The organism is Pseudoduganella sp. R-34 (genome assembly GCF_049904655.1).
Lineage (GTDB): Bacteria > Pseudomonadota > Gammaproteobacteria > Burkholderiales > Burkholderiaceae_D > Rugamonas.
In genome coordinates, this window is record NZ_CP184572.1 from 4,295,932 (window position 1) to 4,318,972 (window position 23,041).

25 protein-coding genes are annotated in these 23,041 nt (G+C 64.9%); 11 read left to right on the top strand and 14 right to left on the bottom strand.

Annotation, left to right across the window (positions count from 1 at the left end):
• Positions 1-3 precede the first annotated feature (3 nt).
• From mdcC to ACN9MW_RS19585, 6 genes are read left to right on the top strand one after another with little or no spacing between them, the layout of a single operon-like run.
• On the top strand, positions 4-318 hold the full coding sequence (gene mdcC / locus ACN9MW_RS19560) for a malonate decarboxylase acyl carrier protein (protein WP_426162163.1): 315 nt from the start codon (positions 4-6) through the stop codon (positions 316-318).
• Complete coding sequence (locus tag ACN9MW_RS19565; protein ID WP_426162164.1) at positions 315-1,199, top strand: biotin-independent malonate decarboxylase subunit beta; 885 nt, start codon at positions 315-317, stop codon at positions 1,197-1,199. Before mdcC ends, ACN9MW_RS19565 begins: the two co-directional genes overlap by 4 nt.
• Before the next feature lie 2 nt (positions 1,200-1,201).
• Positions 1,202-1,918: a biotin-independent malonate decarboxylase subunit gamma gene (gene mdcE, locus ACN9MW_RS19570; RefSeq protein ID WP_426162165.1), complete on the top strand. Its 717-nt coding sequence runs from the start codon at positions 1,202-1,204 to the stop codon at positions 1,916-1,918.
• Positions 1,902-2,600, top strand: a complete 699-nt coding sequence (mdcG, locus tag ACN9MW_RS19575; protein ID WP_426162166.1) for a malonate decarboxylase holo-[acyl-carrier-protein] synthase — start codon at positions 1,902-1,904, stop codon at positions 2,598-2,600. Before mdcE ends, mdcG begins: the two co-directional genes overlap by 17 nt.
• Entirely contained in the window at positions 2,597-3,523 is a 927-nt protein-coding gene (mdcB, locus tag ACN9MW_RS19580) for a triphosphoribosyl-dephospho-CoA synthase MdcB (protein WP_426162167.1), read from the top strand. Before mdcG ends, mdcB begins: the two co-directional genes overlap by 4 nt.
• On the top strand, positions 3,481-4,413 hold the full coding sequence (locus ACN9MW_RS19585; RefSeq protein ID WP_426162168.1) for an acyltransferase domain-containing protein: 933 nt from the start codon (positions 3,481-3,483) through the stop codon (positions 4,411-4,413). The genes mdcB and ACN9MW_RS19585 overlap by 43 nt, the downstream gene beginning before the upstream one ends.
• Here ACN9MW_RS19585 and trxC read toward each other — a convergent pair.
• Positions 4,410-4,844: a thioredoxin TrxC gene (trxC, locus tag ACN9MW_RS19590; RefSeq protein ID WP_426162169.1), complete on the bottom strand. Its 435-nt coding sequence runs from the start codon at positions 4,842-4,844 to the stop codon at positions 4,410-4,412. The two genes, ACN9MW_RS19585 and trxC, sit on opposite strands and share 4 nt — an antisense overlap.
• A 61-nt stretch (positions 4,845-4,905) precedes the next feature.
• Between trxC and ACN9MW_RS19595 the strand changes: the two genes are divergently transcribed.
• Positions 4,906-5,787: an alpha/beta fold hydrolase gene (locus ACN9MW_RS19595; protein ID WP_426162170.1), complete on the top strand. Its 882-nt coding sequence runs from the start codon at positions 4,906-4,908 to the stop codon at positions 5,785-5,787.
• Here ACN9MW_RS19595 and ACN9MW_RS19600 read toward each other — a convergent pair.
• From ACN9MW_RS19600 to ACN9MW_RS19625, 6 genes are read right to left on the bottom strand one after another with little or no spacing between them, the layout of a single operon-like run.
• Positions 5,784-6,590 (bottom strand): substrate-binding domain-containing protein, encoded by an 807-nt coding sequence (locus tag ACN9MW_RS19600; protein ID WP_426162171.1) that lies wholly within the window; start codon positions 6,588-6,590, stop codon positions 5,784-5,786. The two genes, ACN9MW_RS19595 and ACN9MW_RS19600, sit on opposite strands and share 4 nt — an antisense overlap.
• Positions 6,591-7,244, bottom strand: coding sequence for an energy-coupling factor ABC transporter ATP-binding protein (locus ACN9MW_RS19605; protein ID WP_426162172.1), 654 nt, complete (start codon positions 7,242-7,244; stop codon positions 6,591-6,593).
• Positions 7,241-7,948, bottom strand: coding sequence for an ABC transporter permease (locus ACN9MW_RS19610; RefSeq protein ID WP_426162174.1), 708 nt, complete (start codon positions 7,946-7,948; stop codon positions 7,241-7,243). The genes ACN9MW_RS19605 and ACN9MW_RS19610 overlap by 4 nt, the downstream gene beginning before the upstream one ends.
• A complete protein-coding gene (locus ACN9MW_RS19615) occupies positions 7,948-8,904 on the bottom strand; it encodes a formate dehydrogenase accessory sulfurtransferase FdhD (RefSeq protein ID WP_426162175.1) in 957 nt (318 codons plus the stop codon). Before ACN9MW_RS19615 ends, ACN9MW_RS19610 begins: the two co-directional genes overlap by 1 nt.
• Positions 8,901-11,684, bottom strand: a complete 2,784-nt coding sequence (fdhF, locus tag ACN9MW_RS19620; protein WP_426162177.1) for a formate dehydrogenase subunit alpha — start codon at positions 11,682-11,684, stop codon at positions 8,901-8,903. Before fdhF ends, ACN9MW_RS19615 begins: the two co-directional genes overlap by 4 nt.
• On the bottom strand, positions 11,681-13,375 hold the full coding sequence (locus ACN9MW_RS19625) for an NADH-ubiquinone oxidoreductase-F iron-sulfur binding region domain-containing protein (protein WP_426162178.1): 1,695 nt from the start codon (positions 13,373-13,375) through the stop codon (positions 11,681-11,683). The genes fdhF and ACN9MW_RS19625 overlap by 4 nt, the downstream gene beginning before the upstream one ends.
• Before the next feature lie 99 nt (positions 13,376-13,474).
• Between ACN9MW_RS19625 and ACN9MW_RS19630 the strand changes: the two genes are divergently transcribed.
• Positions 13,475-13,885, top strand: coding sequence for a hypothetical protein (locus tag ACN9MW_RS19630; RefSeq protein ID WP_426162179.1), 411 nt, complete (start codon positions 13,475-13,477; stop codon positions 13,883-13,885).
• On the opposite strand, the gene ACN9MW_RS19635 is transcribed toward ACN9MW_RS19630, so the two are convergent.
• Both ACN9MW_RS19635 and ACN9MW_RS19640 read right to left on the bottom strand, forming a co-directional pair.
• Complete coding sequence (locus ACN9MW_RS19635; RefSeq protein WP_426172246.1) at positions 13,886-14,926, bottom strand: dienelactone hydrolase family protein; 1,041 nt, start codon at positions 14,924-14,926, stop codon at positions 13,886-13,888. It abuts the gene before it with no gap.
• Positions 14,927-15,127: 201 nt separating this feature from the next.
• Positions 15,128-15,685 carry a TetR/AcrR family transcriptional regulator gene (locus ACN9MW_RS19640; RefSeq protein WP_426162180.1) on the bottom strand — a complete coding sequence of 186 codons (558 nt, stop codon included), beginning with the start codon at positions 15,683-15,685 and terminating at the stop codon, positions 15,128-15,130.
• A 114-nt stretch (positions 15,686-15,799) separates the two neighbouring features.
• Here ACN9MW_RS19640 and ACN9MW_RS19645 point away from each other — a divergent pair, with 114 nt between their 5' ends.
• The 3 genes from ACN9MW_RS19645 to ACN9MW_RS19655 are packed head-to-tail and all read left to right on the top strand — an operon-like array spanning position 15,800 to position 17,839.
• The gene (locus ACN9MW_RS19645) at positions 15,800-16,135 is read left to right on the top strand and encodes a flagellar basal body rod C-terminal domain-containing protein (protein ID WP_426162181.1); all 336 of its coding nucleotides are present in this window, start codon (positions 15,800-15,802) and stop codon (positions 16,133-16,135) included.
• Positions 16,136-16,189: 54 nt separating this feature from the next.
• Positions 16,190-16,831, top strand: coding sequence for a phosphoribosyltransferase (locus ACN9MW_RS19650; protein ID WP_426162182.1), 642 nt, complete (start codon positions 16,190-16,192; stop codon positions 16,829-16,831).
• A 54-nt stretch (positions 16,832-16,885) separates the two neighbouring features.
• Positions 16,886-17,839: a gamma-glutamyl-gamma-aminobutyrate hydrolase family protein gene (locus ACN9MW_RS19655; protein WP_426162183.1), complete on the top strand. Its 954-nt coding sequence runs from the start codon at positions 16,886-16,888 to the stop codon at positions 17,837-17,839.
• Between the two features lie 24 nt (positions 17,840-17,863).
• Here the strand turns inward: ACN9MW_RS19655 and ACN9MW_RS19660 are convergent, their stop codons facing one another.
• The 5 genes from ACN9MW_RS19660 to ACN9MW_RS19680 form a co-directional block, all read right to left on the bottom strand.
• The gene (locus ACN9MW_RS19660; RefSeq protein WP_426162184.1) at positions 17,864-18,340 is read right to left on the bottom strand and encodes a hypothetical protein; all 477 of its coding nucleotides are present in this window, start codon (positions 18,338-18,340) and stop codon (positions 17,864-17,866) included.
• A 49-nt stretch (positions 18,341-18,389) separates the two neighbouring features.
• Positions 18,390-20,330 (bottom strand): hypothetical protein, encoded by a 1,941-nt coding sequence (locus ACN9MW_RS19665; RefSeq protein ID WP_426162185.1) that lies wholly within the window; start codon positions 20,328-20,330, stop codon positions 18,390-18,392.
• A 7-nt stretch (positions 20,331-20,337) separates the two neighbouring features.
• Positions 20,338-20,652 (bottom strand): hypothetical protein, encoded by a 315-nt coding sequence (locus tag ACN9MW_RS19670; protein WP_426162186.1) that lies wholly within the window; start codon positions 20,650-20,652, stop codon positions 20,338-20,340.
• 83 nt (positions 20,653-20,735) lie between these two features.
• Positions 20,736-21,854 (bottom strand): YbdK family carboxylate-amine ligase, encoded by a 1,119-nt coding sequence (locus tag ACN9MW_RS19675; RefSeq protein ID WP_426162187.1) that lies wholly within the window; start codon positions 21,852-21,854, stop codon positions 20,736-20,738.
• A gap of 1 nt (position 21,855) precedes the next feature.
• Entirely contained in the window at positions 21,856-23,040 is a 1,185-nt protein-coding gene (locus tag ACN9MW_RS19680) for a cation:proton antiporter (protein WP_426162189.1), read from the bottom strand.
• Position 23,041: the final 1 nt, after the last annotated feature.

Consider the following 23,041-nt stretch of genomic DNA (forward strand, 5'->3'; position numbering starts at 1 on the left):
AAGATGGAAACACTCAATTACCGATTCGAACAAGGCCGCCGCTCGCTGTCGGCCGAACCGCGCATTGTCGGCGTGGTCAGCTCCGGCAACCTGGAAGTGCTGATCGAGAGCACGCCGCTGGGCGGTGCCTGCGAAGTAGGCATCCAGACCGCCGCCGTCGGCTTCGGCCCGATCTGGCAAGCCGTGATCACCGACTTCCAGGAACGCTGGCAGCTGGCCGACACGCGCATTGCCATCAACGATATGGGCGCGACACCGGCCGTGGTCAGCCTGCGGCTGGACCAGGCAGTGGAATCCATGCTGGGAGAAGGCCAATGAGCAGCTACCTGGAGGCCAATGCGCGCGAGCGCCTGGCGCTGTTCGACAGCTTTGAGGAATTCATCGGTCCTGCGCAGCGCGTCGTCAGCCCGCACCTGGCGCAACTGAATGCACCGGTGGCGTTCGACGACGGCGTGGTTGTCGGCCGCGCCACCCTCGACGGACTGACCGTCTTTGCCGCCGCGCAGGAGGGAGGCTTCATGGGCGGCGCGGTGGGCGAAGTCCATGGCGCCAAGCTGGTTGGTCTGCTGCGGCGCGCCGCGCTTGACCGTCCTGCCGCCGTGCTGCTGTTGCTGGAAACTGGCGGGGTGCGCCTGCACGAAGCCAACGCCGGCCTGATTGCAGTGTCGGAGGTGATGCGCGCCGTGCTGGATGTACGTGCAGCCGGCGTTCCGGTGGTGGTGCTGATCGGCGGCTCCAACGGCGCCTTCGGCGGCATGGGCATCGTGGCGCGATGCGCCAACTCGCTGGTGATATCCGAGGAGGGCCGGCTGGCCATGTCGGGCCCGGAGGTGATTGAAACCGCCAGCGGCGTCGAGGAATTCGATTCGCGCGACCGCGCCCTCGTGTGGCGCACCACGGGCGGCAAACACCGCTACCTGATGGGTGATGTGCAACGCATCGTGGAAGACAGCATTTCCGCATTCCGCCAGGCTGCGCTGGACGCCATCGAGGAAGCGAGCAGCGGCACGGTCGAACTGACATTGGCCGCCCTGGAAGCGGAACAGGCCATGCTGGAGCAGCGCATCGAGCGCTTTGGCGGCCTGCGCGACCCGGCTGAAGTCTGGGCCGCGCTGGGCGTCGCCGCGCCCCACGACATTCCGATGCTCGATATCGATTCCTTCACCGCCGCCGCGGGGCCTTGCCGACTGGGAGCATGACCATGGACTGGAAAATATTGGCCGACGCCCTGTTCCCCGGCGGGCATGACATCGTCGAACATGAGCAATTCCTGAACGGCAGCGCACGCGTGGAGGGCCAGGACGTCAGCGTAATCGGCACCACCGGACATGCGCCGATCGGCGTGGAAATCGCACTGGCACAGGCCAAAGCCGTGCTGGCGACGGTGCGCAGCCACCCCGGCCGCCCTATCGTGCTGCTGGTCGACACGCAGGGACAGCGCCTGCGCCATCGCGACGAGATGCTGGGCATTAACAGCTACATGGCCCACCTGGGAAAGTGCATCGACCTCGCACGCCACATGGGACACCGCATCATCGGGCTGGTGTACGACCAGGCATTGTCCGGCGGCTTCATCACCAGCGGTTTGATGGCAGATGCCTGCTACGCCCTGCCCGATGCCACGATCCGCGTCATGGGCTTGCCTGCAATGGCGCGCATCACCAAGGTACCGGAAGAAAAACTGGTGGAGCTGGCGCGCAGCAATCCCGTGTTCGCGCCGGGGCCGGAGAACTACTTGCGCATGGGCGGCTTGCAGGCAATCTGGGAGGGCGACCTTGCCGCCCACCTCGCGCACGCCATCGACAATGCGCCGCGCGAAGACCAGCGCAGCGCCCTCGGCCTGCTGCGGGGCGGCCGCAAGGCAGCGCAACCGGTCATCGAAGCCATCATCGGCGGCAGCAATGCACGCGCGGCATGACCTGGCGTGGCTGACGCGCGACGGCTGGCAGGATGTGCTGGCCACGGCAACACAGGGCACGCCCGCCCACGCAGCGATTGCCCGCTGGGCCGCTTGCGACTGGCCGCTGGTCGTGCGCCGCCGGGACGACGCAGCGCAAGCGCCAGCAAGCGCCAGCGGGCACGCGGGCGAGCCTGCCGGCGAGATCTGCCTTGGCCTGGCGGCCCCGCCCGACCCGGTCAGCGCAGCAAAACTGCGCTTGCCATTACGCGTCCCGGCCCGGCACATCGCCCGCCACAGCGCACCAATGGCGCTGGACGCCGTGGTCCATGCCCTGCCCGCAGGCTGGCAAGCGCCGTTCGCCCGCCTGGCCACGGCCAGTGCAGGCCTTGACGTCCGGGTATTCGGCTCGCTCGCCCTGCAAGCGCTCACGGGCCAGGCCTACCTGCGTGACGCCTCCGACATCGACCTGCTGTTCCGCCCCCGGGACAGCCTCGAACTGGACGCAGGCACCCTGCTGCTTGCCGGCTTCCTCGATGAATTGCCGCTGGACGGCGAAATCATCTTCCCCAGCGGCCAGGCCGTGGCCTGGAAAGAATGGCTCAACGCCCACGCCCACACCGAACGCGTGCTGGTCAAGTCGCATGCCAGCGTCAAGCTCGGCACGCGGACCGAGCTGCGCGCAGAACTGGAGCCTGCATGACCACCTCCGCCATCCGCACGACGGAGGCCGCCCGCGCAATGGCGGCTGCGCTCAGGCGCAGCGCCGGCCCTACCGCACACCGGCATCCAGCGCAAGCGCTCTCCCGCGAAGTCGCCCTGCGCGCAGTGCGCAGCCTGTACCACGAACTGGCCCTTTACCCCAAGCCCGGCCTGGTCTCCTTCGTCGACAACGGCAGCCATGCCGACATGGATGCGGACACCTTCATGCGCAGCCTGTTCTCGCTGCGCCACTACTTCGCCCGCATCTGCAGGGCGGGCTACGACGGCGTCCCCTTTGCGGAACTCAAAAGACTCGGCATCGCCGCCGAACAGCGCATGATGGCCGCGACCCAAGGCATCAACACCCACCGCGGCGCCATCTTCGCCCTCGGCTTGCTGTGCGCCGCAATGGGCCGCGTCCGCGCGTTGCGCATGACCTTGACGCCAGCCGCCTTGCGTACCGCCCTGCTGCTGCACTGGGGCGAAGAGCTGGCTGCCCATACGCATGCCAGCGGTGACTCGCATGGCCAGCAAGCCGCCGCCCGGCATGCCGCCAGCGGCGCCCGCGAAGAAGGCGCGCTCGGCCTGCCCTCGGTATTCGAAGTCGGCCTGCCCGCGCTGCAAGACACGCTGGCGCGTGGCGCGCCCATGCTGCACGCCCGCGTCGACGCCATCTTCGCCCTGATGGCGCATATCAGCGACACCAACATCTACCACCGCGGCGGGGCCGAAGGCGCCGGCACGGTGCGCCATGCCGCCCGCGACTTCCTGCGACAGGGAGGCACCGCAAACCGGCAATGGCAAGAGCATGCGCTGGATTGCCACCGGCGCTTCATCGCCCAGCGCCTGTCGCCGGGCGGCGCCGCCGACCTGCTGGCCGCATGCTGCCTGGTGCACAGCCTGACAACCCTGCCACCGCCATGAATAGCCGCTTGCTGATCCTGTGCCCCGGCCAGGGCGGCCAGCATGCCGCCATGTACGACCTGGCCCGTAGCGACCCGCACGGCGCGGCCCTGCTATCACAACTGGCGCCAATGCTGCCCGGCTTGAGCGACCCCGCAGCGATGTTCAGCAACCACAACGCCCAGCCAGCCATCGTTGCCAGCAGCCTTGCCATGTGGGAGGCATTGCGCCGCGATTGCCCGCAGCCGGCGCTGGTGGCCGGCTACAGCATCGGCGAACTGACAGCATACAGCGTGGCAGGCGCATTCACGCCGGAACGCACCCTGGCCCTCGCAGCACAGCGCGCCGCACTGATGGACGCCTGCGTCGCAGGCGACAGCCCGCAAGCCATGCTCGCGATCAGCGGACGCCGGACAGCAGCGCTGCGGCCCCAGCTTGCAGCTCACGGCTTCCACATCGCGATAGAAACAGGGGAAGACAGCTGCATCGCCGGCGGTCCCGCCGCGAATGCTGCATCCCTGGCGATTCCCGGCGCGCGCATCGCACAGTTGCCGGTCGCAGTCGCTTCGCACACACCCTACTTGCGGGCCGCAGTCGAACCCTTCGCAAGCCTGCTCTCCCAGGAAGCATTCGGTACGCTGCAGGCGCCGGTACTGGGCGGCATCGACGCCGCGCCCGTACGCGACAAGGCGACGGCAATTGGCCATCTCTCCCGCCAGTTGGCAGAAGCAATCTTGTGGGCAGATTGCATGGATGCCTGCGCCGAGCGGGGAATCACCGCAGCGCTGGAACTGGGGCCAGGAAGTGCTCTATCGAAGATGTTGTTGGCACGCCACCCTGGCATTGCCTGCCGCTCGGTGGCCGACTTCCGCTCATTGGACGGAATCAGGAACTGGCTGGCGCATTTCTAACGCAAGTGCTGCTGCACCCAGGCGATGATGCTCTTGCTGTCCATTGCGCCGGCCTGGCGCGCCAGTTCGCGGCCACCCTTGAACACCGCCAGCGTAGGAATACTGCGGATGACATAGCGCGCCGCCAGTTGCTGTTCCGCCTCGGTATTAACCTTCACCACACGGAAATAGGGTTCGAGGTGCTGGGCCGCCTGCTCGTAGAAAGGCGCCATCGTGCGGCACGGGCCACACCACGGCGCCCAGAAATCGACCAGCACAGGAATATCGTTGCGCTCGATATGCTTGAGGAAACGCTCCGTCGACAGGTCCACCGGATGGCCAGTAAACAAGGGCCGCTGGCATTTGCCGCAGGTAGCCTCTTCTTCCAGGCGTACCGAAGGCACGCGGTTGACCGCGTCGCAGTGGGGGCAGACGATATGCAAGTTTTCCATGGGTCCCAGTATAGCGCAGGCTTATAATCCTGAGGGCACGCTTCGCCAGCCAGGAGTCAACATGGAATACGTGAACACCGACCGCTTGCGCATTGCCTTTCGCCAGCATGGCGACCTGCAGGGGGAACCGATCATCCTGCTGCATGGCTGGCCGGATGATATGCACACCTGGGATGGCGTGCTGCCCTTCCTTGCAGGCTCCGGCTACCGGCTGATCGTGCCCAGCCTGCGCGGCTTCGGCGAAACCCGCTTCCTCGATCCGGCCACGCCGCGCAGCGGCCAGCTAAGCGCCCTTGCGCAAGACCTGCTGGACTTCGCCACGGCGCTGGGCATCGAACGATTCAATGTCATCGGCCACGACTGGGGCGCGCGCGCCGCCTACAACGCCGCCTTGCTGGCGCCGGAACGCGTGATGCGCTGCATGGCCTTGTCGGTCGGCTGGGGCACCAATGACCCTGGCCAGGCCCTCAGCATGCACCAGGCGCGCAATTACTGGTACCACTGGTATATGGCAACCGATCGCGGCGCCGAAGCGCTGCGCAAGGACCGGCGCGAATTCGCCCTGCTGCTTTGGCGCACCTGGTCGCCTTCATGGCATTTCGGCGAAGGCGTGTTCCACGACGCCATGCATGCCTGGGACAATCCGGACTGGGTGGACGTCACGCTGCACTCCTACCGTCACCGCTGGGGTCTCGCCCTGCCCGACCCTCACTACGCCTTGCAGGAAGAGCGGCTGCGGCACGAATCCATGATCAGCGTGCCGACGCTCACCCTGCACGGCACGGAAGATGGCGCCAACAGTCCGCAGACCTCGGAGCACAAGGCGCACCTGTTCAGCGGGCCGTATCACCGCGCGCTGCTGGCCGGCGTCGGCCACTTCCCGCAGCGCGAGAATCCGGGCGCCGTGGCAGACGCCCTGCTCGCCTGGCTGCAGCGCGCCTAATCAGGCCTGGCGCTTGGGAAGAACAACTGCTGCCCGCCTGGACGGAACTGCGCAATCCCGGCCTGTCCTTCCTGCGACGTGATCCAGTCGATCAGCTGGCGCGCGCCCTTGTAATTCACGCCGGGATGCCTCGCCGGGTTGGTCGCGATAATACCGTAAGGGTTGAACATGCGCTGGTCGCCCTCCACCATCACCGCCAGGCCGGTCCTGGCCTGGTACGCCGCATACGTTGCGCGGTCGGTCAGGGTATATCCGCCCATCTCGGCCGCCATGTTCAGCACCTCGCCCATGCCCAGGCCAGCCGAAACGTACTGCGCGCCTGCAGGCTGCGTGCCCACCTGTTTCCAGTAAGCCTTTTCCATGATGTCGGTGCCGGAATTGTCGCCGCGCGAAATGAACTTCGCCGGACCGCCCGCCAGCTTGCGGAACGCGGCCAGCACATCCCTGCCGCCTTTGATACCCGACGGATCGCTGGATGGGCCGACCACGATGAAGTCGTTATACATCACGTCGCGCCGGTCAATGCCCCAGCCTTCTGCCACGAACTTGTCTTCCGCCGCGCGTGCATGCACCAAGGTCACGTCCACGTCGCCGTTTTTCGACAGTTCGAGCGCCTTGCCGGTGCCCACCGAAATCACATGGACCTTGCTGCCGGTCCTGGCTTCGAAGGCCGGCAGCAGGAAGGCCAGCAAGCCAGAATTTTCGGTGCTGGTCGTGGTGGACAGCCGGATGACCTGCTGGGCAAAGGCGCTGCCGGACAGAGCAAATGCAGCGGCAAAGGTGAGCAGCAGCCTGCGTTTCATTCACTTCTCCTCAAGTTGTCCATCGCGCAGCTTCAGGCGCCGCACATCCGGCAGGTTGATCAAGTCACGGTCGTGGCAGGCCATGACAACGGTGCTGCCCGACTGGGTCAGCGACGGGATCAAGGCCAATACCTGCTCGCGCGCCTCGCCATCGAGGCTGGCAGTCGGTTCATCGAGCAGCAACAGGCGCGGATGCAGCACCTTGGCACGGGCCAGCGCCACCCGCTGCTTCTCGCCGCCGGACAGCGTGGCCGGCCGGCTGCCGCGCAAATGCTGCACCCCCGCCCAATGCATCGCCTCCTCCACCATGCTTGCAGCCTCGGCGCGCGCCATGCCGCGCGCCTTCAGGCCGAAGCCGATATTTCCCGCCACGCTGGTCGAGAACATCACCGGATGCTGGTGCACATAGACGATCTCGCGTCGCAAGGCAGCAGGGTAAGGAGACAGCATCACCGCCTTGCCCGCAAAATGCACGCCATCCGCATCAGCCGGCGCCAGGCCGGCCAGCACGCGCAGCAGCGTGCTCTTGCCGGCGCCGTTCACTCCGGTCAGGACGTAGGCCCGCGCCGCATCAAGCCTGAAATCACGCAGGTCGAACAGCATTTTTTCACCATAGCGTTTGGTCAGGCGGGCGATCGACAGCATGGGCGTCATCCCCGGCCCCTGGCGGCATGGGCATCGCCCTGCAGCACCATCATCGCGCCATTCATCGCCAACGCGATGGTGACCAGCACCACGCCCAGTGCAATGCCCTGGGCGAATTCGCCCTTGCTGGTTTCAAGCGCAATGGCGGTGGTGATGGTGCGCGTTTCGCCGGCGATATTCCCTCCCACCATCATGGCGCAGCCGACTTCCGAAATCACTCGCCCGAAGCCGCTGATGATCGCCGCCATCACGCCGAAGCGGACCTCATACAGCAGCGTCCCCATGACGCGCCATGGCGAAGCCCCGTGTGCGATGGCGGTTTCCGCAAAACGCGGATCGGCCGCCTGCACCGCCGCCAGCGTGAAAGCCAGCAGCACCGGCAGCGCAATGACGACCTGCCCCGCCACGATGCCCGGCTGCGAAAACAGCCACTGCAAGCTGCCCATCGGACCGTGGCGGGACAGCATCATGTAGAGGAGCAGGCCGATCAGCACCGTCGGCAGCGACAAAGCCGCCTGCACCAGCCAGATCACCACACGCCGGCCGCGAAACTGCGTCATCGCAATCGCATAGCCCCCGATCACGGCGAAGGGCGCCGCCAGCAGCAAGCCGAGTACGCTGGTACTGAGCGAAACCCAGACGATCCCCCACAGCACAGGATCGCCATTGAACAGCAGCCCGAACGCCCCCCGCACCGCTTCCATCAGCCCCATCACGCCTCCCGGCCGAGCCCGTGTCCCACCATGGGGTCACACCCCAAAGGTGACACGGGCTCGGCTGTGGGCTCGGCTGAGGCTGTGTCACTCTGAGGGTGTGACCCCAGGGTGTGACACGGGCGCGGCGGTGGTTCGGCCAGCTCGGGTTCGGGGATCAGGCGCTGCGGTGAGGTCAGCAGCAGGTAGTGGCGTCCGGTGCAACGGGCCAGCAGGGTCATGCCGAGGCGGGTGGCGACGCTGTGGCCCATCTGGGTGGTGCCGGAGCGCGATAGCAGGAAGGGGATCGACATTTGCGCGCCCTTGATCACCATTTCGGAGGTCAGGCGGCCGGTCGTGTAGAACACCTTGTCGCTGCCCTCCATCCCGTCCAGCCACATCTTGCCGGCAATGGAGTCGACCGCATTGTGGCGGCCGACGTCTTCGACAAAATACAGGAGTTCGCCGCCTTGCGTGAACAGGGCGCAGCCGTGCACCGAGCCGGCCTGCTTGTAGATCGACTGCAGCGTGCGGATCGTTTCGACTATCCGGTATACGCCCGATTGCTTCAGGCGTGCAGCGGGCGGCAGGACGATGTCGTCCACTTCGTCCATCAGGTCGCCGAACACGGATCCCTGGCCGCATCCGGTGGTCACCACCTTGCGCGCTGTGCGCTCTTCGATACCGGCGATGCCTGCGCGCGTCCTGACCGCTGCGGCGCCGACCGACCAGTCGACGTGGATGGATTCGACATCTTCCACTGATCGTACCAGGCGCTGGTTGCGCAGGTAGCCGAGCACCAGGGCTTCGGGGGCGCCGCCCAGCGTCATCAGGGTGACCAGCTCGCGCTTGTCTACGTACACCGTCAGCGGGCGCTCGGCGGGTATGTGGATCAGCGAGCGGCGTCCTTTTTCGTCGATCGCTTCCACTTCCTGCGTCAGCGGCACGCTGGCCTGTGTCATCTCCGGTAGTCTCATGCGCCTGCTGCCTCCATTGCCTTGCCGCCGCCAAAACTGGACTGGGCGCCGACCGTGCCGCCCAGCGTGACCTTGACTGCACAGTACTTGAATTCGGGGATCTTGCCAAACGGGTCGAGCGCCGGATTGGTCAGCTTGTTGATGGCGGCTTCGTAATAGCAGAACGGTACGAACACTGCGCCGCGCGGGGAACTGTCGTCGGCTCGCGCATACAGCGAAACCTGGCCCCGCCGCGAGGCGATGGTCACCACGTCGCCCGGCGTGCCGCCAAGCGCCGCCAGGTCAAGCGGATGCACCATGGCCACCGGGTCCGGTTCGATGGCATCGAGCACCGCCGTGCGGCGCGTCATGCTGCCGGTGTGCCAGTGTTCGAGCTGGCGGCCGGTGATCAGGACCATCGGGTACGCGGCGCTGGGTCTTTCATCCGCGGGGATGATATCGGCCGGGACAAAACGAGCCCGGCCGGACTCGCGCGGGAAATCCTCTGTAAATACCACCGGCGTGCCTGGATCGCCCTCCGCATGGCAGGGATAGGTCACCGCGTGCTCGCGCTCGAGCCGTTCCCACGTAATGCCTGCGATGCTTGGCATCACTTGCCGCATTTCCGCAAACACGTCGGCTGCAGAGCCGTAGTGCCAGTCCAGCCCGAGGCGCTGCGCAAGCTGCTGGATGATCCATAAATCCTGCTGTGCCTCGCCCGGCGGGTCCAGCGCCTGCCGGCCGATCTGCACCAGGCGGTCGGTGTTGGTGAAACTGCCGGTCTTTTCCGGGAAGGCGCTGGCGGGCAGGATCACGTCGGCCAGGCAGGCTGTCTCGGTGAGGAAGATGTCCTGTACTACGAGGTGCTCCAGCGACGCCAGCGCCGCCCGCGCATGGTTGGCGTCGGGGTCGGACATGGCGGGGTTTTCGCCCATGATGTACATACCCTTGACCTGGCCTGCCTCGGCGGCGTCCATCACCTCCACCACGGTCAGGCCGGGTTTGTCGTCCAGGGTGCCGGGCGCCAGGCCCCAGGCGCTTTCGAAGCGCGCCCTGGCGGACGGCTCGCTCACGCGCTGGTAGTCCGGGTACATCATGGGAATCAGGCCGGCGTCGGACGCGCCCTGCACATTGTTCTGTCCCCGCAGCGGGTGCAGGCCGGTGCCCGGCCGGCCGATTTGCCCCGTCATCAGGGACAGGGCAATCAGGCAGCGTGCATTGTCGGTGCCATGCACGTGCTGCGAGATGCCCATGCCCCACAGGATCATCGAGGCGCGGGAAGCGGCGTACATGCGCGCCACCTCGCGAATCGTCCCGGCTTCGATGCCGCAGATCGGCGCCATGGCCTCCGGACTGTAAGCTGCGACGTTTGCCGCCAGTTCCTCGTAGCCGATGGTGCGGCGGGCGATAAATTCCTGGTCGACCAGTCCTTCCGTCACGATCACGTTCATCATCGCATTCAGCAGCGCCACGTCGGTATCGGGCTTGAATTGCAGGAAGCGGTGGGCGATGCGCGACAGGTCGGAGCGGCGCGGGTCGCATACCACCAGCTTCGTGCCTTGCCGCACGGCGTTCTTGATCCAGGTCGCCGCCACGGGGTGGTTGACAGCCGGATTGGCGCCGATCAGGAGCACCACCTCGGCCTTCATCACGTCCTTGACCGGATTGGAGACTGCGCCCGAACCTATCCCCTCCAGCAGCGCCGCTACCGAGGAGGCGTGGCACAACCGCGTGCAATGGTCGACATTATTGCTGCCAAAGCCGGTGCGCACCAGCTTCTGGAACAGGTAGGCTTCTTCGTTGCTGCCCTTGGCGGAGCCGAAGCCGGCCAGCGCACGCGGGCCGTGCCGGTCGCGGATGGCAGCCAGCTTGCCGCCGGCCAGCGCCAGCGCTTCGTCCCAGCTCGCTTCGCGGAAGATTTCATGCACGCGCTCCGGGTCCATGTTGAAGTCGCCCGATTTTGGCGGCGCGTCGGCGCGCCGCACCAGCGGCTTGGTCAGGCGGTGCGGGTGATGCGCGTAGTCGAAACCGTAGCGGCCCTTGACGCACAACCTGCCCTGGTTGGCAGGGCCGTTTCTGCCTTCCACGTACAATATCCTGTTGTCCTTGATGTTGTAGGTGAGCTGGCAGCCCACGCCGCAGTATGGGCACACCGAGTCGATGCGTTTGTCCGGCACGGCCAGCGCCGCTTCGCGCGCCGGCATCAGGGCGCCTGTCGGACAAGCTTGCACACATTCGCCGCATGCAACGCAGGTGGAGGCGCCCATCGGGTCGTCCATGTCGAACACGACTTTTTCATGGTCGCCGCGCCAGGCCAGGCCGATGACGTCATTCATTTGCTCGTCGCGGCAGGCACGCAGGCAGCGTGTGCACTGGATGCAAGCGTCGAGGTTGACCGCAATGGCGGCGTGCGTCAGGTCGCAGGCGGGTTGCCGGCGGGCTGCAAAGCGGGGTTTGCCGAGGGCGAGCCTTGCGGCCCAGTGTTCGACTTCGTTATGCCGCGTATGCGCTTGTTGCGGCATGTCCGCCAGCAGCAGTTCCAGCACCATCTTTTGCGCTGCGCGCGCCCGTGGGCTGTCGCTGGTGACCTTCATCCCTTGCACGGGATGGCGGCAGCAGGATGGCGCCAGTACGCGCTCGCCGTCGATCTCCACCATGCACGCGCGGCAATTGCCGGCCGGCGCCATGCCGTCCTTGTAGCACAGGTGCGGAATCTCGATGCCTGCGCGCCTTGCCGCCTGCAGCAGCGTTTCGCCTTCCGCCGCCTGCATTGCGCGCCCATCGAGCTCGAAGTCGATCATCGCGTGACCTCGTGCGGGAAGTAGTTCAGCACGCAGTCGACCGGATTGGGGGCGGCCTGCCCAAGTCCGCAGATCGATGCATCGCGCATCACTTGCGACAGTTCCCTGAGCAGGCTTGCGTCCCACACCGGTGCTTCGATCATGTCAGCCGCCTTGGCGGTGCCGGCACGGCATGGCGTGCACTGGCCGCAGGATTCGTGACGGAAGAAGCGCATCATATTGGCTGCCGCGGCCCGCGCGCTATCGTGTTGCGACAGCACGATGACGGCGGCGGAACCGATGAAGCACCCATAGGGCTGCAGCGTGTCGAAGTCGAGCGGGATGTTGTTCATGCTGGCAGGAAGGATGCCGCCGGATGCTCCGCCCGGCAGGTAGGCGTAGAGCTGGTGCCCGTCCTGCATGCCGCCGCAGAATTCGTCGATCAGCTCCTGCACCGTGATGCCGGCAGGCGCTAGCTTGACGCCCGCTTGCTTCACGCGGCCGGACACGGAGAACGAGCGCAGCCCTTTGCGGCCGTTGCGGCCATGGCCGGCGAACCACGCGGCCCCTTTTTCCAGTATCTCGGGCACCCAGTACAGGGTTTCGAAGTTATGTTCCAGCGTTGGACGGCCGAACAGGCCCATCTGCGCCACGTAGGGTGGCCGCAGGCGCGGCATGCCGCGCTTGCCTTCGATCGATTCGATCATCGCCGATTCTTCGCCGCAGATATAGGCGCCGGCGCCGCGCCGCAAATGGATGCGAGGCGTTCCTTCACCGAGCCGCGCCAGCTCCTGTTGCAGCAATCTGCGGCAATCATGGTATTCATCGCGCAGATAAATATAGATTTCGTCGATGCCGGCAGCCCAGGCGGCGATCAGCATGCCTTCGATGAATTGCCGGGGATTGCGCTCGAGGTAGTAGCGGTCCTTGAAGGTTCCCGGCTCGCCTTCGTCGATATTGACCGCCATCAGGCGCGGGGCCGGCTCCTTGCTGACGATGCGCCATTTTCGCCCAGCCGGGAAACCGGCTCCGCCCAAGCCGCGCAGGCCAGAGTCTTCAAGCTCCGCGATCACAGCCTCGACGGAGCGCAAGCCCGACAGGCATTCGCGCAAAACCGCAAACGCGCCGGCCTCCGTCGCCGCAACCGTGCCCGCTGTGGCGGACTGCGCCGCGTGGCCGCCCGCCACACCCGCACTGGGAACGGCCGCCGACACGCCCTCGCAACTGGCCGGCGCGATCGTGCGCTGTCCAAGGAGGACGGCGGGCGCCTGGTCGCAACGCCCGAGGCAAGGCGCCGGCACGACCCGCACTTCCCGTCCCAGCAACTGCGGCAGGCGCGCCAGCAGTTCGCCAGCGCCTGCCATCTCGCACGACAGGCCGTCGCACACGCGCACGGTCAGCGCCGGAGGCGCAAGCTCGCCCTCGCGGACAATATCGAAATGGTGGTAGAAGGAAGCGACTTCAAAGACCTCAACCTGCGCCAGCCGCAGTTCGGATGCCAAGGCCGCCAGGTGTGCCGCCGACAGGCAGCCATAGGCATCCTGGACCAGATGCAGGAATTCGATCAGCAGATCCCGCTTGCGCGGCAAGTCGCCCAGCAAAGCCTGCACCTGCTGCAGCGCAGCAGCATCGACTTGCCGACCTTTCGGCAGCTGGCGTTTCCTCTCCCGGCTGGCACCCTGCACTGCAATAGGAATCATGCCCTGATTCACCTCGCAAAATGGCGTTGCTTACCTCAGGGTATCATGCGTAGCCCTGCGGCGGAACATGTTATTGTCAGTATAAGGATGCCACAGCACGGGAGGTCAACCGTGGAAATTTTTCAATCGCTGGCGTCCATGTTGGACCTGTACCAGTTGAGCCTGACGATCATCCTCGTCCTGCATGCGTTCAGCCTGGTACCGCAATGGCAGCGCCAGTATTTTCACCCCCGCCTGATGCGGGTGGCGATGCTTGGAATGATGCTGGGGATAACACAAGGTGCGGTCATCGCCGTCGGCGTCGAAGATGGCGCGATCGCGCGTGGCGGCGGCATTGCCCTGCTGGGCGCCGCAATCATGATGCATGCCTGGGTCGCGCTGCAGAACCTGCTGGCCAGCTACGCCTTCGTCCATCTGCACCACGCCAGCGCCCTCATGTCCCACCGCATGCGCTGGGGCCAGCGCCCGCTCGGCTACCTGAGTGCCGCGCTGACCCTGGCCGCCGGACTCACGCTGGCGTAATCAGTTGCGGCCGGCGGTGCCGTGCTCCGACGACCAGACGATGTCGTTGTCGACCGAATACAGGCGGCACGGCTCCCTGCTCGCCGCCTGGCAGGCCGCCAGCGCCTTCTCGTTGGTGTTTTCGCCCTCTTCCGCCCAGCCCCACGATCCCGTCGCCGAAATCGCAAACGCACGCGGCGTAGCCTTCTTCAGGAATTCCCGATACTGTTCGCGGCCGCGTTGTGGCAGGTAGGGTACGGCACTCACGTCATCCAGCGCTGCATAATGGGTGGCCTTTTGCGCTGGCGGTTCGGCGATGGCATAGACTTCGCGCGTCGGCATGCCAACCGCGGCCAGGAAGCGCTCGACTTCCGGCAGCCAGATCGCTGCGCCATCGCGGTTGCCCAGCAGGCCATGGGCATCCTTCTTGAACGGGCCATACGCCACCAGGTCGGCCTTGCCGCCGGCCGCCGTGAAGGCGCCGTGCATGCGCGCCACCAGTTCCGGGCCGAAGTAGCTGTCATTGGCGCCGTACAGCCACATGCTGGGCAGCTTGTTGCGGCGGCCATACTCGCCGAAGGCCTTGACCAGGGCGCCTTGCCAGTTGCACAAGTCCCCGTGCACCTTCAGGCCGCCGGCGAAATTCATGATGCCACGCACGCCGGGCAGGTCTTGCGTGGCGGCCGCCATGCTCGCCAGTCCGCCGAAGGACTGGCCGGCCAGCACGATATGTTCATTGTCGACCCAGGGCTGGCTGCGCGCGAATCGCACCACGTCGGCGATGTCGCCAGCCTGCTCATAGCCATTGGCCGTCATATTGCAGCCGTATTCGACAAACTTGCCTGTCGAATTGGCGAATCCGGTGCGCATCGGCACCATCACCGCATAACCGCGGCGCACGAACGCCGTGGCCAGGTAGATGAAACGGTCGCGCGCCTGCAGCTTGGGGTTGCCGGGCGCCTTGCCGTGGTTGACGATCAGCAGCGGGAAGGGGCCGGGGCCGGAAGGACGGAACACGGTGGTCTCCAGCTGCACGCTCTGCGCGCGGCCAGCCGGCACCATGATGACTTGCTCGTTCAGGCGCGCATCGAGCGCAGCCTCCCCCGCCTGCGCCGATGGCAGGCTTGCACAGGCCAGCAAGATGGCGGCGACACGTGCAATGAGGGAATTAATGATGCTCTCCAGAACAATGCGTTAGGGCAATAACCCAGATTCTTATGCGCACAGTTCAGGAAAGCAATCCCAAAACGTTAAACGTAGCAATTAGCTCAGCTTCAGGAGCATGGAACGTACCGATTCCAGCACTTCATCGGCCAGTTTGGAGTCGGTTTTGTAGACATTTCGCGACACTGAGACGCCGCCTACCAGTGCTGCCACGATGGCAAGCGCCTGTTGCCGCCGACCCTCCCCGGCCGGCAACAGGGTTTCGATGTAGTCCGCCATCTGCCGCACTCCGCCGGTATAGCCCGCGCCCACCGAGGCATCCTGGCGCGCCACCTCGCTGGCGGCGGCGGCCAGCGGGCAGCCCTGCGCCAGGTTGTCGCGCTGCTCGGGCGCCAGGTAGTAATCGACCAGTTGCGGCAGCGTGACCGGATGTTCAGTCAGCTTGCCGTAGGCGGAGCGGGTGCTGAACTGCATGGCCTCGGCCGCCAGCGCGTCTTTCGAGGGGAAGTGGGCATACAGGGCGCCGTGGGTCAGCCCGGCTGCCTTGCTGATCTCCGCCACGCCGACCCCGTCCATTCCCTTTTCCCGGAATAGCCGGGAGGCCGTCTCAACCAGCAATTGCCGGTTTTCCGCCGCTTTTTCCTTGGTAATCTTCATGGCCAGCCTCCCGCCTCAATCATTGCGATCATCATCATACCATGTGTTGCGCAGCGTGCCCGTTTTTTAGGCAGGCAATGGCAATTTCCGTATGGAATCATGTAAACTGGGGCCATGACGATCCCAGCACTTCAATCCGGCCTGTCCGGCCTCCAGGCAAACCAGCGCGCACTGGATGTGGAAGGTCACAACGTCGCCAATACGGCGACCCAGAACTTCCAGCCGCAACAGGCTACGTTCCAGGAAACGCCGGGCGGGACCAGCGTCACCATTTCGACTGCCGCGCGCGACCTGTCGGCGGCCGCCAATGCCGGCGGCGCCCCATCGGGCACCGACCCGGCCAGTTCCATCACCAACTCGCTGGTCTACAAGGCCAACTTCGACCTGTCGGCCAAAGTGATCCAGGCCGCCGACGAGCGAATTGGCACACTGCTCGATATCAAGGCTTAACGCCGCCGCCTTCCCGCGCTATGCTGTCGTATGTGCAGCGTGGCGGAGGCTAGCATGGACGACCTCGAACTCCCCCTGAAGGACCGCAAGCAAGCCGCCGAGCTGCTGGCCGAAAAGCTGGCGCACCTGCGCGGCAGCCATCCCCTGATCCTTGCCATTCCGCGCGGCGCGGTACCGATGGGGCGCATCATTGCCGATCGCCTCGAAGGCGAGCTCGATGTCGTGCTGGTGCGGAAAATTCCCTCTGCCATTGATCCCGAACTGGCGGTTGGCGCCGTCGACGAGCATGGCAACCGCGAGCTGGCCCCCTACTTCAACCGCACCCGCACCAGCATGGAATGGGTCGAGCTGCAAACCCACGAGCAGCTTGAACTGATGCGCCGCCGCCGCGCCTCCTACGGCGGCAAGCGTCCGCCAGCCGATCCGGCAGGCCGTACCGTCGTGATCGTCGACGATGGCCTGGCCACCGGCTCCACCATGGCGGCGGCCCTGCGCTCCACGCGCGCCCGCCAGCCAAAGCAACTGATCGCCGCCGTGCCGGTGGCTGCCCCGGATTCCCTGGAAATGATCGCACCCTTGGCCGATAGCATCGTCTATCTCGCCGCGCCGATGAACTTCATGTCGGTCAGCCGCCATTACCGCAGCTTCCCCCAGGTATCGGAAGAGGAAGTGCTGGAACTGCTGACGAGCCAGTAGTGCGACTTTGAATTGCCGCGTGTGCGACACTGGCGACAAGGAGGCAGCCAACGGATGACCGAACACGATCCCCGCCAGCATGACCGCCGCGAGAGCGACCGCGGGCAACGGCGCCGGGCCGGCGATGCGCCGCGCTACCTTGATCCGGGCGAGACCATCTTTACCTTGTGGGGACGCGTGATCGTGGCGCGCTACAAGCGCTGGGCTGCCGCCGCCACGCGGCATATCATCCAGCGGCCTTTGCACATCGGGGTTTCAGCCCGCATCTACCATCCCGAACCTGGCGCCACGGGGCTGCGCAGCAAGAACCTGCAGTACCTCGAAGAGTCGGTGGCGCAGTGGGTGATGTCGCGCGACGTGCTGGTGTTCATGATTCCGACCGTAAATACCTCAGGCCTGCTGCATCCGTCCAATATCCGCCTGCGCGATTATGCCAAGCACCTCGATGGCCTGGTGCTGCAAGGCGGCGCCGACGTGTCGCCCCAAAGCTACGCCGAATCGCCGACCAAGCCCGAATGGAGCGGCGACCGGGCGCGCGATATGTACGAGCTGGAACTGCTGCATGAGTTCGTCGAAGCAGGCAAGCCGGTGCTGGGCATCTGCCGCGGCTGCCAACTGTTGAATGTCGCGTTCGGGGGCAGCCTTTACCAGGATATTGCGACCGACGTGCCGGACGCGCATGCCCATGTGTCCGATGACTACGACCGGCACCGCCATGAGATCACCTTCCCGCCCGGCTCTTCCCTGCCCGCGATGGTGCGGGGGCCGCAGCGCGCGCTGGTCAATTCCATCCACCACCAGGCGGTGAAGTCGCTCGGCAAGGATATGCAGGTGGAAGCGCTGTCCTACCCGGACAATATGATCGAAGCGATCCGCTACACACGGGCGCCCTTCGTCATGGGGCTGCAATGGCACCCTGAATTCCACCGTGCCGGGGGCGTCGAGCTGCTCGATTGCACCGGCATCCTCGACAGCTTCCTGCGCGCTGCGCGCGAAACGCGCTTCTAGCTTGGGCCGGCCGCTTCCCGCTCGTCAGCGCTGGCAGGGCTTGCCTTCGTATTGCTTGCCAACGACCTTGTATTCGCTGCCGTTCCAGCGCTCGACGGGAAAGCAAAAGCCCGGGCCGCCGATTTCCAGGTCGGGCCAGCCATCCTTGCCTCGCGCTCCCAGCACCAGCAAGATGCCGACGCCGCGCGACATCACCTTCCAGTTGCCGTCGGCTTGCTTGCTGACCAGGGTATAGCCAACGCCCGTATCGCCAAAGCAGGCCGTGCTGCCTTCCGTGATGATGGCTTCGGGAAGGCCATCCCCATTCAGGTCCTGGACCTTGTCGATTGCGCCGGGAACATAGCTTCCGCTCGCGTCCTTGCAGGACTTCCAGTGCTTGCCGTGTTCTTTGAAGCCCGCCGCCTTGAAGGCGGCAGCCTCGTCGGCCGGCTTCAAGGCGCCGCCCGCAGCCAGCGCAGCCTGGCATAAAACCATGCTTGTTATCGCGATAATTGCTTTCATATTGCACCTCTAGGGGGAAAGGATACGCCTCCCTCCCGTCCAGGGCAACTTATGGCTGAGCCGCCAGCCAGTCCAGCAACGCCTTCTCTTGGGCCTTCGATGCCGACATGGCAACAACAAGCTCGCGAAGTTCGCCGCGCCTGGCGGGCGATAAAGGCTTGCGCGCAAGGACCTCCAGCACCGGCTTCATTCTTTCCGGCCCGATCTCCCGGGCTGCAGCCTTCAGCAAATGAGGCTTGTAGTTGGCCACCACCTGAGTCACATCACCGGCGTAGGAACCCAGGTGCGGCACGAGCTTCATCAGCATTTCCCTGGAGTTCCGGGTATCGGCGACCCGCGAATAAGCGAGGAGCGCGGCTTCATCGCCAGGTTCCGCTTGAAGGAAGCGCTGCAACAGCCCGGGCAGTTCCGGATCACCAGGCGCCACCTTCTCCATTGTCCGTATCGCGATGCGAGCGTATATTTCATCCGGGCGGATCAGCCTCTTCAACGCCGGCGCTGCGAGCCGCCCTCGATCCCCCATGCGCGCGATGATATCGAGGATGTCGCCGGTCTGCCCCGGCTGCGGCGCCCCCGCCAGTAACGCGGAAATTTGCGGCAGCTTCGCTTCCAGTTGCATCTGAAGCAGTTGGGTCGCTTGCGGATTATCGACTGTGGCGTCCAGCATCCGTTTATAGTCAAGGACACCCTGCATGCGCGTTGCGGGATCTGCCAACTCACGGCTGCCAATCACTCCAAACATGTGAACCGCCTGTAGGGCCTGGTAGTTTTTTTGCCACGCATAGCCGGCCATCAAATCCGTCGCGCAGGAATTGGGCAAAGGATGCACTTGCATCAGGCGGGCGATCGTAGCCAGCGACGGCATTTTTGGTGCGGCTCCCCGGCTATTTCCCACTTCGTTCATGCTTGCATCGTTCGCGATATTGCAAGCCGCGTAAGCAGCACTATCCATGTCGCCCGCCATCAGCGACTCATTCAACAATGCCACCGCCGTGCATGCCCGCCCTTTGGCCGACCCAAATGGGGCAAGAACAGGCCCAACAAGCTGCAACCTGCCGTCAACCTCGGGAAAGCCTACCCAGCCGCGCACCTGTACTGGCCGTGTTGTCTCGCAGCCGACTACCGCCCCCCCGCGCCCGCCAGTATTCCTCGCCAACTCCGGCTCGGGCACGCTGCAAAGCGAGCCATGAATGACAGTGTCGTGAAATCGCCCGGGCACTTTCCGGCTTTCGACTTCCGGCAAATAGGTCAACGCCTCCCGATAGGGCTTGAGCGATTCCGGCGGCTCGAAATGGAATTCCTGCCGCAAGCTCAGATAGTCGCCGCTGCAACTGCCGCCTTGGGCAAAGGTGACCATCCTGCGGACCGGGGCGCCATCAAGGACCAGTTTGTAGGCGCCCTTGGTATCCACCGCATCCGGCGCGATCTCGTGGACCACCACCGCGCGTCCTCGCCCCGGAAAAGGCGAACGATAAGAAATGGTATAAGTCTGGCCGGGCTTGAAGCCGCCCTCGGGTGCAATCAGGAACAGCCGGCGCTCATCGGACATGGTGTACGAGATGTCCTTTACCTGCCCGCCACTCAGCAGCTCGGCGAGAGCCGGCTTCTCACGGGCAGCGGCGAAGTCCTTTTCCGCTTTCTTGCTGGCGAATGCGTAATAGCTGCCCCATTTCGACGCAGGAATGTCGCCGTCGCCCCTCAGCTCCAGCGGCGTGACCCGGGCGCGATATTTCTTGCCGGCGCCATCCTTGATGTCGAACGCTGAAGGCGAAAGCTCGATTCGCGGCGCCTTGATGATACTGGCGTTCTCGAAAGGGAAGTCGGCAATACTGACCGGCCCTGGCGGAGGCGCGAGGAACAGCGCGCCTTTGGCGTTGGCAGGCAAGCGCCGGACGAATTGGTGAGGAAACGATCCATCGACCGGATCGGGCATGGCGCAGCTGCAGGCGCCGGCAGCCAGCGGCAAGGCCGCCAGCACTGCCGCCAGCAAAAACCGCTCAAGCATCCGCGTAGAAGACCAGCGAGCTGCCCAGGGTCAGGGATTCTTCGATGTGGGAATGAAGGTCAACGAAAGGCTTCTGCTCCAGCATTTCGGTTTGCAAGATACTGAAGGCATCCATCGCCACTTCCTCAAAGCCGAACTTGCCGGCCTCGATGATCGCGGAATCCCAGAGTGCGTCGGCGCCTTCCTGCAGCAGGAAGAGCATGCACTTATGCAGCGCATGCTCTTGCGGGTGCGCGTATTCATAGACCGGCTTGCCTTCGAAAATCCCTTCGAAGGTGTAGATCCCCAGGACACTGTTATCGCTCATGAGCTATTCGAATTAACTGGTAGTGCCTGATTATACGATGGACTCAAGCCAGGCCAATCGCGGGAACAGAACCCTGAAAAAGCTCAATTCCCCCTGAACTTCGCAATCGCCGCATCCACCACGCCCTCCACGCTGCCGGAGGAGTCGAATTCCGCCCGCAGGTAGTGGGCGTCGCTGCCCATATGCGTCACCTGCATCAGGTGGTTCAGCGCGGCGCTGCCGCCGAGGGCTTCGGCGTGCAAGTCCATGCGGCGCAGCGTGGTCAGGATGTCTTCGCGCAGCGACAGGCTTTCATAGGTCTTCGGATGCACCACCGTGCCATCCAGGCCGAACCGGCAAGCCTGGAAGCGGTTGTAGTTGTAGACCAGGTAGTCGTCCTCGGCCGGCGGCGCTTCCTTGCGTTCCAGCAGGTAGGCGCACAGGGCCTGCAGGTAGCAGGCCAGCGCTGCGGCGCGCTCCACCGTCAGCGGCGTGTCGCACACGCGCAGCTCGATGGTGCCGTATTCGGGCTTGGGCCGGATGTCCCAATAGAAGTCCTTCATCGACTTGATCACGCCCGTATGCTCCATCTTCGAGAAGAAGCTGTGCTCGAACTCGTCCCACTTGAGGATGAACGGCGCGCGTCCGCTCATGGGGAAGGCGAACACGCTGTTCAGGCGCGCGGAATTGAACAGGGTGTCGTTCCCCTGCACATAAGGCGAAGAGGCCGACAGCGCGATGAAGTGCGGCACATAGCGGCTCAGGGAATGCAGCAGGTACAGCGCATCGTCGCCGCTGGCGCAGCCGATGTGCACGTGCTGGCCGAAAATCGTGAACTGCTTGGCCAGGTAGCCATACAGCGCCGACACTTCCTTGAAACGCGGCTTGGAGAAGATCTTGCGCTCCGACCAGCGCTGGAACGGGTGTGTTCCACCGCCGCAGATGCCGATGTTCAGCGTGTCGGCCGCCCGCACCAGCGTATCGCGCGTTTCGCGCAGCTGGGCAAGAAGCTCGCCGTGCCTGGTGTGCACGTCGCTGTTGATCTCGATCATGCTCTCGGTGATCTCCGGCGTGACGTGGCCGGGGAATGGCTTGCGCGCCAGCAGGTGCAGCAAGTCCGGGCTCGACGCGGTCAGGTCGAAGTCGGACAGGCTGACCAATTGCAGCTCCAGTTCGACGCCCATCGTCAAAGGCTGCGACGATTTGAATTCTTCCAACGGCATCTCAGCCCTCCTCTTTGGCCGTTTCGCGCGCGCGGATCAGCGCGCGCTGCGTGATGATCGGCCCCAGCACTTCCATGAACAGTGTCATGGAGGCCAGCGCTGCGAGTTCATCAACCAATACAATCCCCATGTAGCGCGTCTGCTCCAGCAGCAGGATCGCGAACACGGACATCGGCGACAAGGCCACGCCGATCAGCGCGCCCTTGCGCCACGAAATGCCGGCGACGTGCGAGAGCAGCGCCACCGCAACGGTCTTGGTGGCAAAGCGCACCAGCAGCAGCAACAGGCCGAGCGAGGCACCAAACACCACGCGCTGCCAGTCCAGCGTGGACACGGCAAACACGAACAGCAGCACCGTCAGCAACTCGCCGATCGCGCCGAAGTTGCGCTGCGTGCGCGTGAAGGTCACGCGGCGATGGCGCGCCATCAGGCCGAAGGTCAGTGTCGCCAATACCGGCGACAGGTCGGCCGCCTGGGTGATCGACACCAGCAGCACGACTACCATGGCAAAGGCCACGGTGCCGTCGCGCGCCAGCGTGCCGAGGCTGCGCAGCAGCGCAGGCACCAGCATGCCCGCCACCGCGCCCAGCACGGCCGACGCCAGCAATTCAATCACGCTGCGCGACACCGCTTGCGTCAGGCTGCCGGAAGTCTGGAACACCCAGAATCCAACGACAACCTTGAACACGAACAGCGCAAGCACGCAGTTCATCGCCACCAGGTGCAGCAGGCGCTCCGTCACCTGGCCCGAGCTGCGTTCTTCATTGATCACGCGCAGCACGCCGGCCGGCGAGGTGGACATCGCCAATGAAGCAAGCAGAAGCGCCGTCAACGGCGGCATGCCCTGCCAGTAGGCGATTGCAAACACAGCGCCGAACGTGAGCGCCGATTCTGCAAGGCCGCTGACGGCAATCCAGGGATTGACGCGCAGCCAGCGCAGATTGATGCGGTAACCAAATTCAAACAGGATGAGGCCGAAAGCGATATTGGCAAGCAGCGTTACCTGGCTGCTGCCGTCCGGCACGAGAAGATCGGGCATGGCCTGCGCAAGCAGGAAGCCCACCAGGCCGTACACACTGATGCGCGGCAGATTGGTCCAACGGTGAACAAACTCGCCTGCAAGCCATGCAAGCAGCATGGCGCAAGGCCATGCGAGTTCGTCAGAGATGACTAACAAATCGGTCATA

Bases quoted from the DNA above. Each gene is read 5' to 3' on its own strand.
- mdcC (WP_426162163.1), top strand. From the start codon at position 4: ATGGAAACACTCAATTACCGATTCGAACAAGGCCGCCGCTCGCTGTCG.
- ACN9MW_RS19585 (WP_426162168.1), top strand. From the start codon at position 3,481: ATGCTGCCTGGTGCACAGCCTGACAACCCTGCCACCGCCATGAATAGC.
- ACN9MW_RS19650 (WP_426162182.1), top strand. From the start codon at position 16,190: ATGGACGACCTCGAACTCCCCCTGAAGGACCGCAAGCAAGCCGCCGAG.
- ACN9MW_RS19565 (WP_426162164.1), top strand. From the start codon at position 315: ATGAGCAGCTACCTGGAGGCCAATGCGCGCGAGCGCCTGGCGCTGTTC.
- ACN9MW_RS19600 (WP_426162171.1), bottom strand. From the start codon at position 6,590: ATGAAACGCAGGCTGCTGCTCACCTTTGCCGCTGCATTTGCTCTGTCC.
- ACN9MW_RS19640 (WP_426162180.1), bottom strand. From the start codon at position 15,685: ATGAAGATTACCAAGGAAAAAGCGGCGGAAAACCGGCAATTGCTGGTT.
- ACN9MW_RS19670 (WP_426162186.1), bottom strand. From the start codon at position 20,652: ATGAGCGATAACAGTGTCCTGGGGATCTACACCTTCGAAGGGATTTTC.
- ACN9MW_RS19635 (WP_426172246.1), bottom strand. From the start codon at position 14,926: ATGGTGCCGGCTGGCCGCGCGCAGAGCGTGCAGCTGGAGACCACCGTG.
- mdcG (WP_426162166.1), top strand. From the start codon at position 1,902: ATGCACGCGCGGCATGACCTGGCGTGGCTGACGCGCGACGGCTGGCAG.
- ACN9MW_RS19660 (WP_426162184.1), bottom strand. From the start codon at position 18,340: ATGAAAGCAATTATCGCGATAACAAGCATGGTTTTATGCCAGGCTGCG.
- ACN9MW_RS19610 (WP_426162174.1), bottom strand. From the start codon at position 7,948: ATGGGGCTGATGGAAGCGGTGCGGGGGGCGTTCGGGCTGCTGTTCAAT.
- ACN9MW_RS19595 (WP_426162170.1), top strand. From the start codon at position 4,906: ATGGAATACGTGAACACCGACCGCTTGCGCATTGCCTTTCGCCAGCAT.
- mdcE (WP_426162165.1), top strand. From the start codon at position 1,202: ATGGACTGGAAAATATTGGCCGACGCCCTGTTCCCCGGCGGGCATGAC.
- ACN9MW_RS19645 (WP_426162181.1), top strand. From the start codon at position 15,800: ATGACGATCCCAGCACTTCAATCCGGCCTGTCCGGCCTCCAGGCAAAC.
- mdcB (WP_426162167.1), top strand. From the start codon at position 2,597: ATGACCACCTCCGCCATCCGCACGACGGAGGCCGCCCGCGCAATGGCG.
- ACN9MW_RS19605 (WP_426162172.1), bottom strand. From the start codon at position 7,244: ATGACGCCCATGCTGTCGATCGCCCGCCTGACCAAACGCTATGGTGAA.
- ACN9MW_RS19680 (WP_426162189.1), bottom strand. From the start codon at position 23,040: ATGACCGATTTGTTAGTCATCTCTGACGAACTCGCATGGCCTTGCGCC.
- trxC (WP_426162169.1), bottom strand. From the start codon at position 4,844: ATGGAAAACTTGCATATCGTCTGCCCCCACTGCGACGCGGTCAACCGC.
- ACN9MW_RS19675 (WP_426162187.1), bottom strand. From the start codon at position 21,854: ATGCCGTTGGAAGAATTCAAATCGTCGCAGCCTTTGACGATGGGCGTC.
- ACN9MW_RS19615 (WP_426162175.1), bottom strand. From the start codon at position 8,904: ATGAGACTACCGGAGATGACACAGGCCAGCGTGCCGCTGACGCAGGAA.
- fdhF (WP_426162177.1), bottom strand. From the start codon at position 11,684: ATGATCGACTTCGAGCTCGATGGGCGCGCAATGCAGGCGGCGGAAGGC.
- ACN9MW_RS19655 (WP_426162183.1), top strand. From the start codon at position 16,886: ATGACCGAACACGATCCCCGCCAGCATGACCGCCGCGAGAGCGACCGC.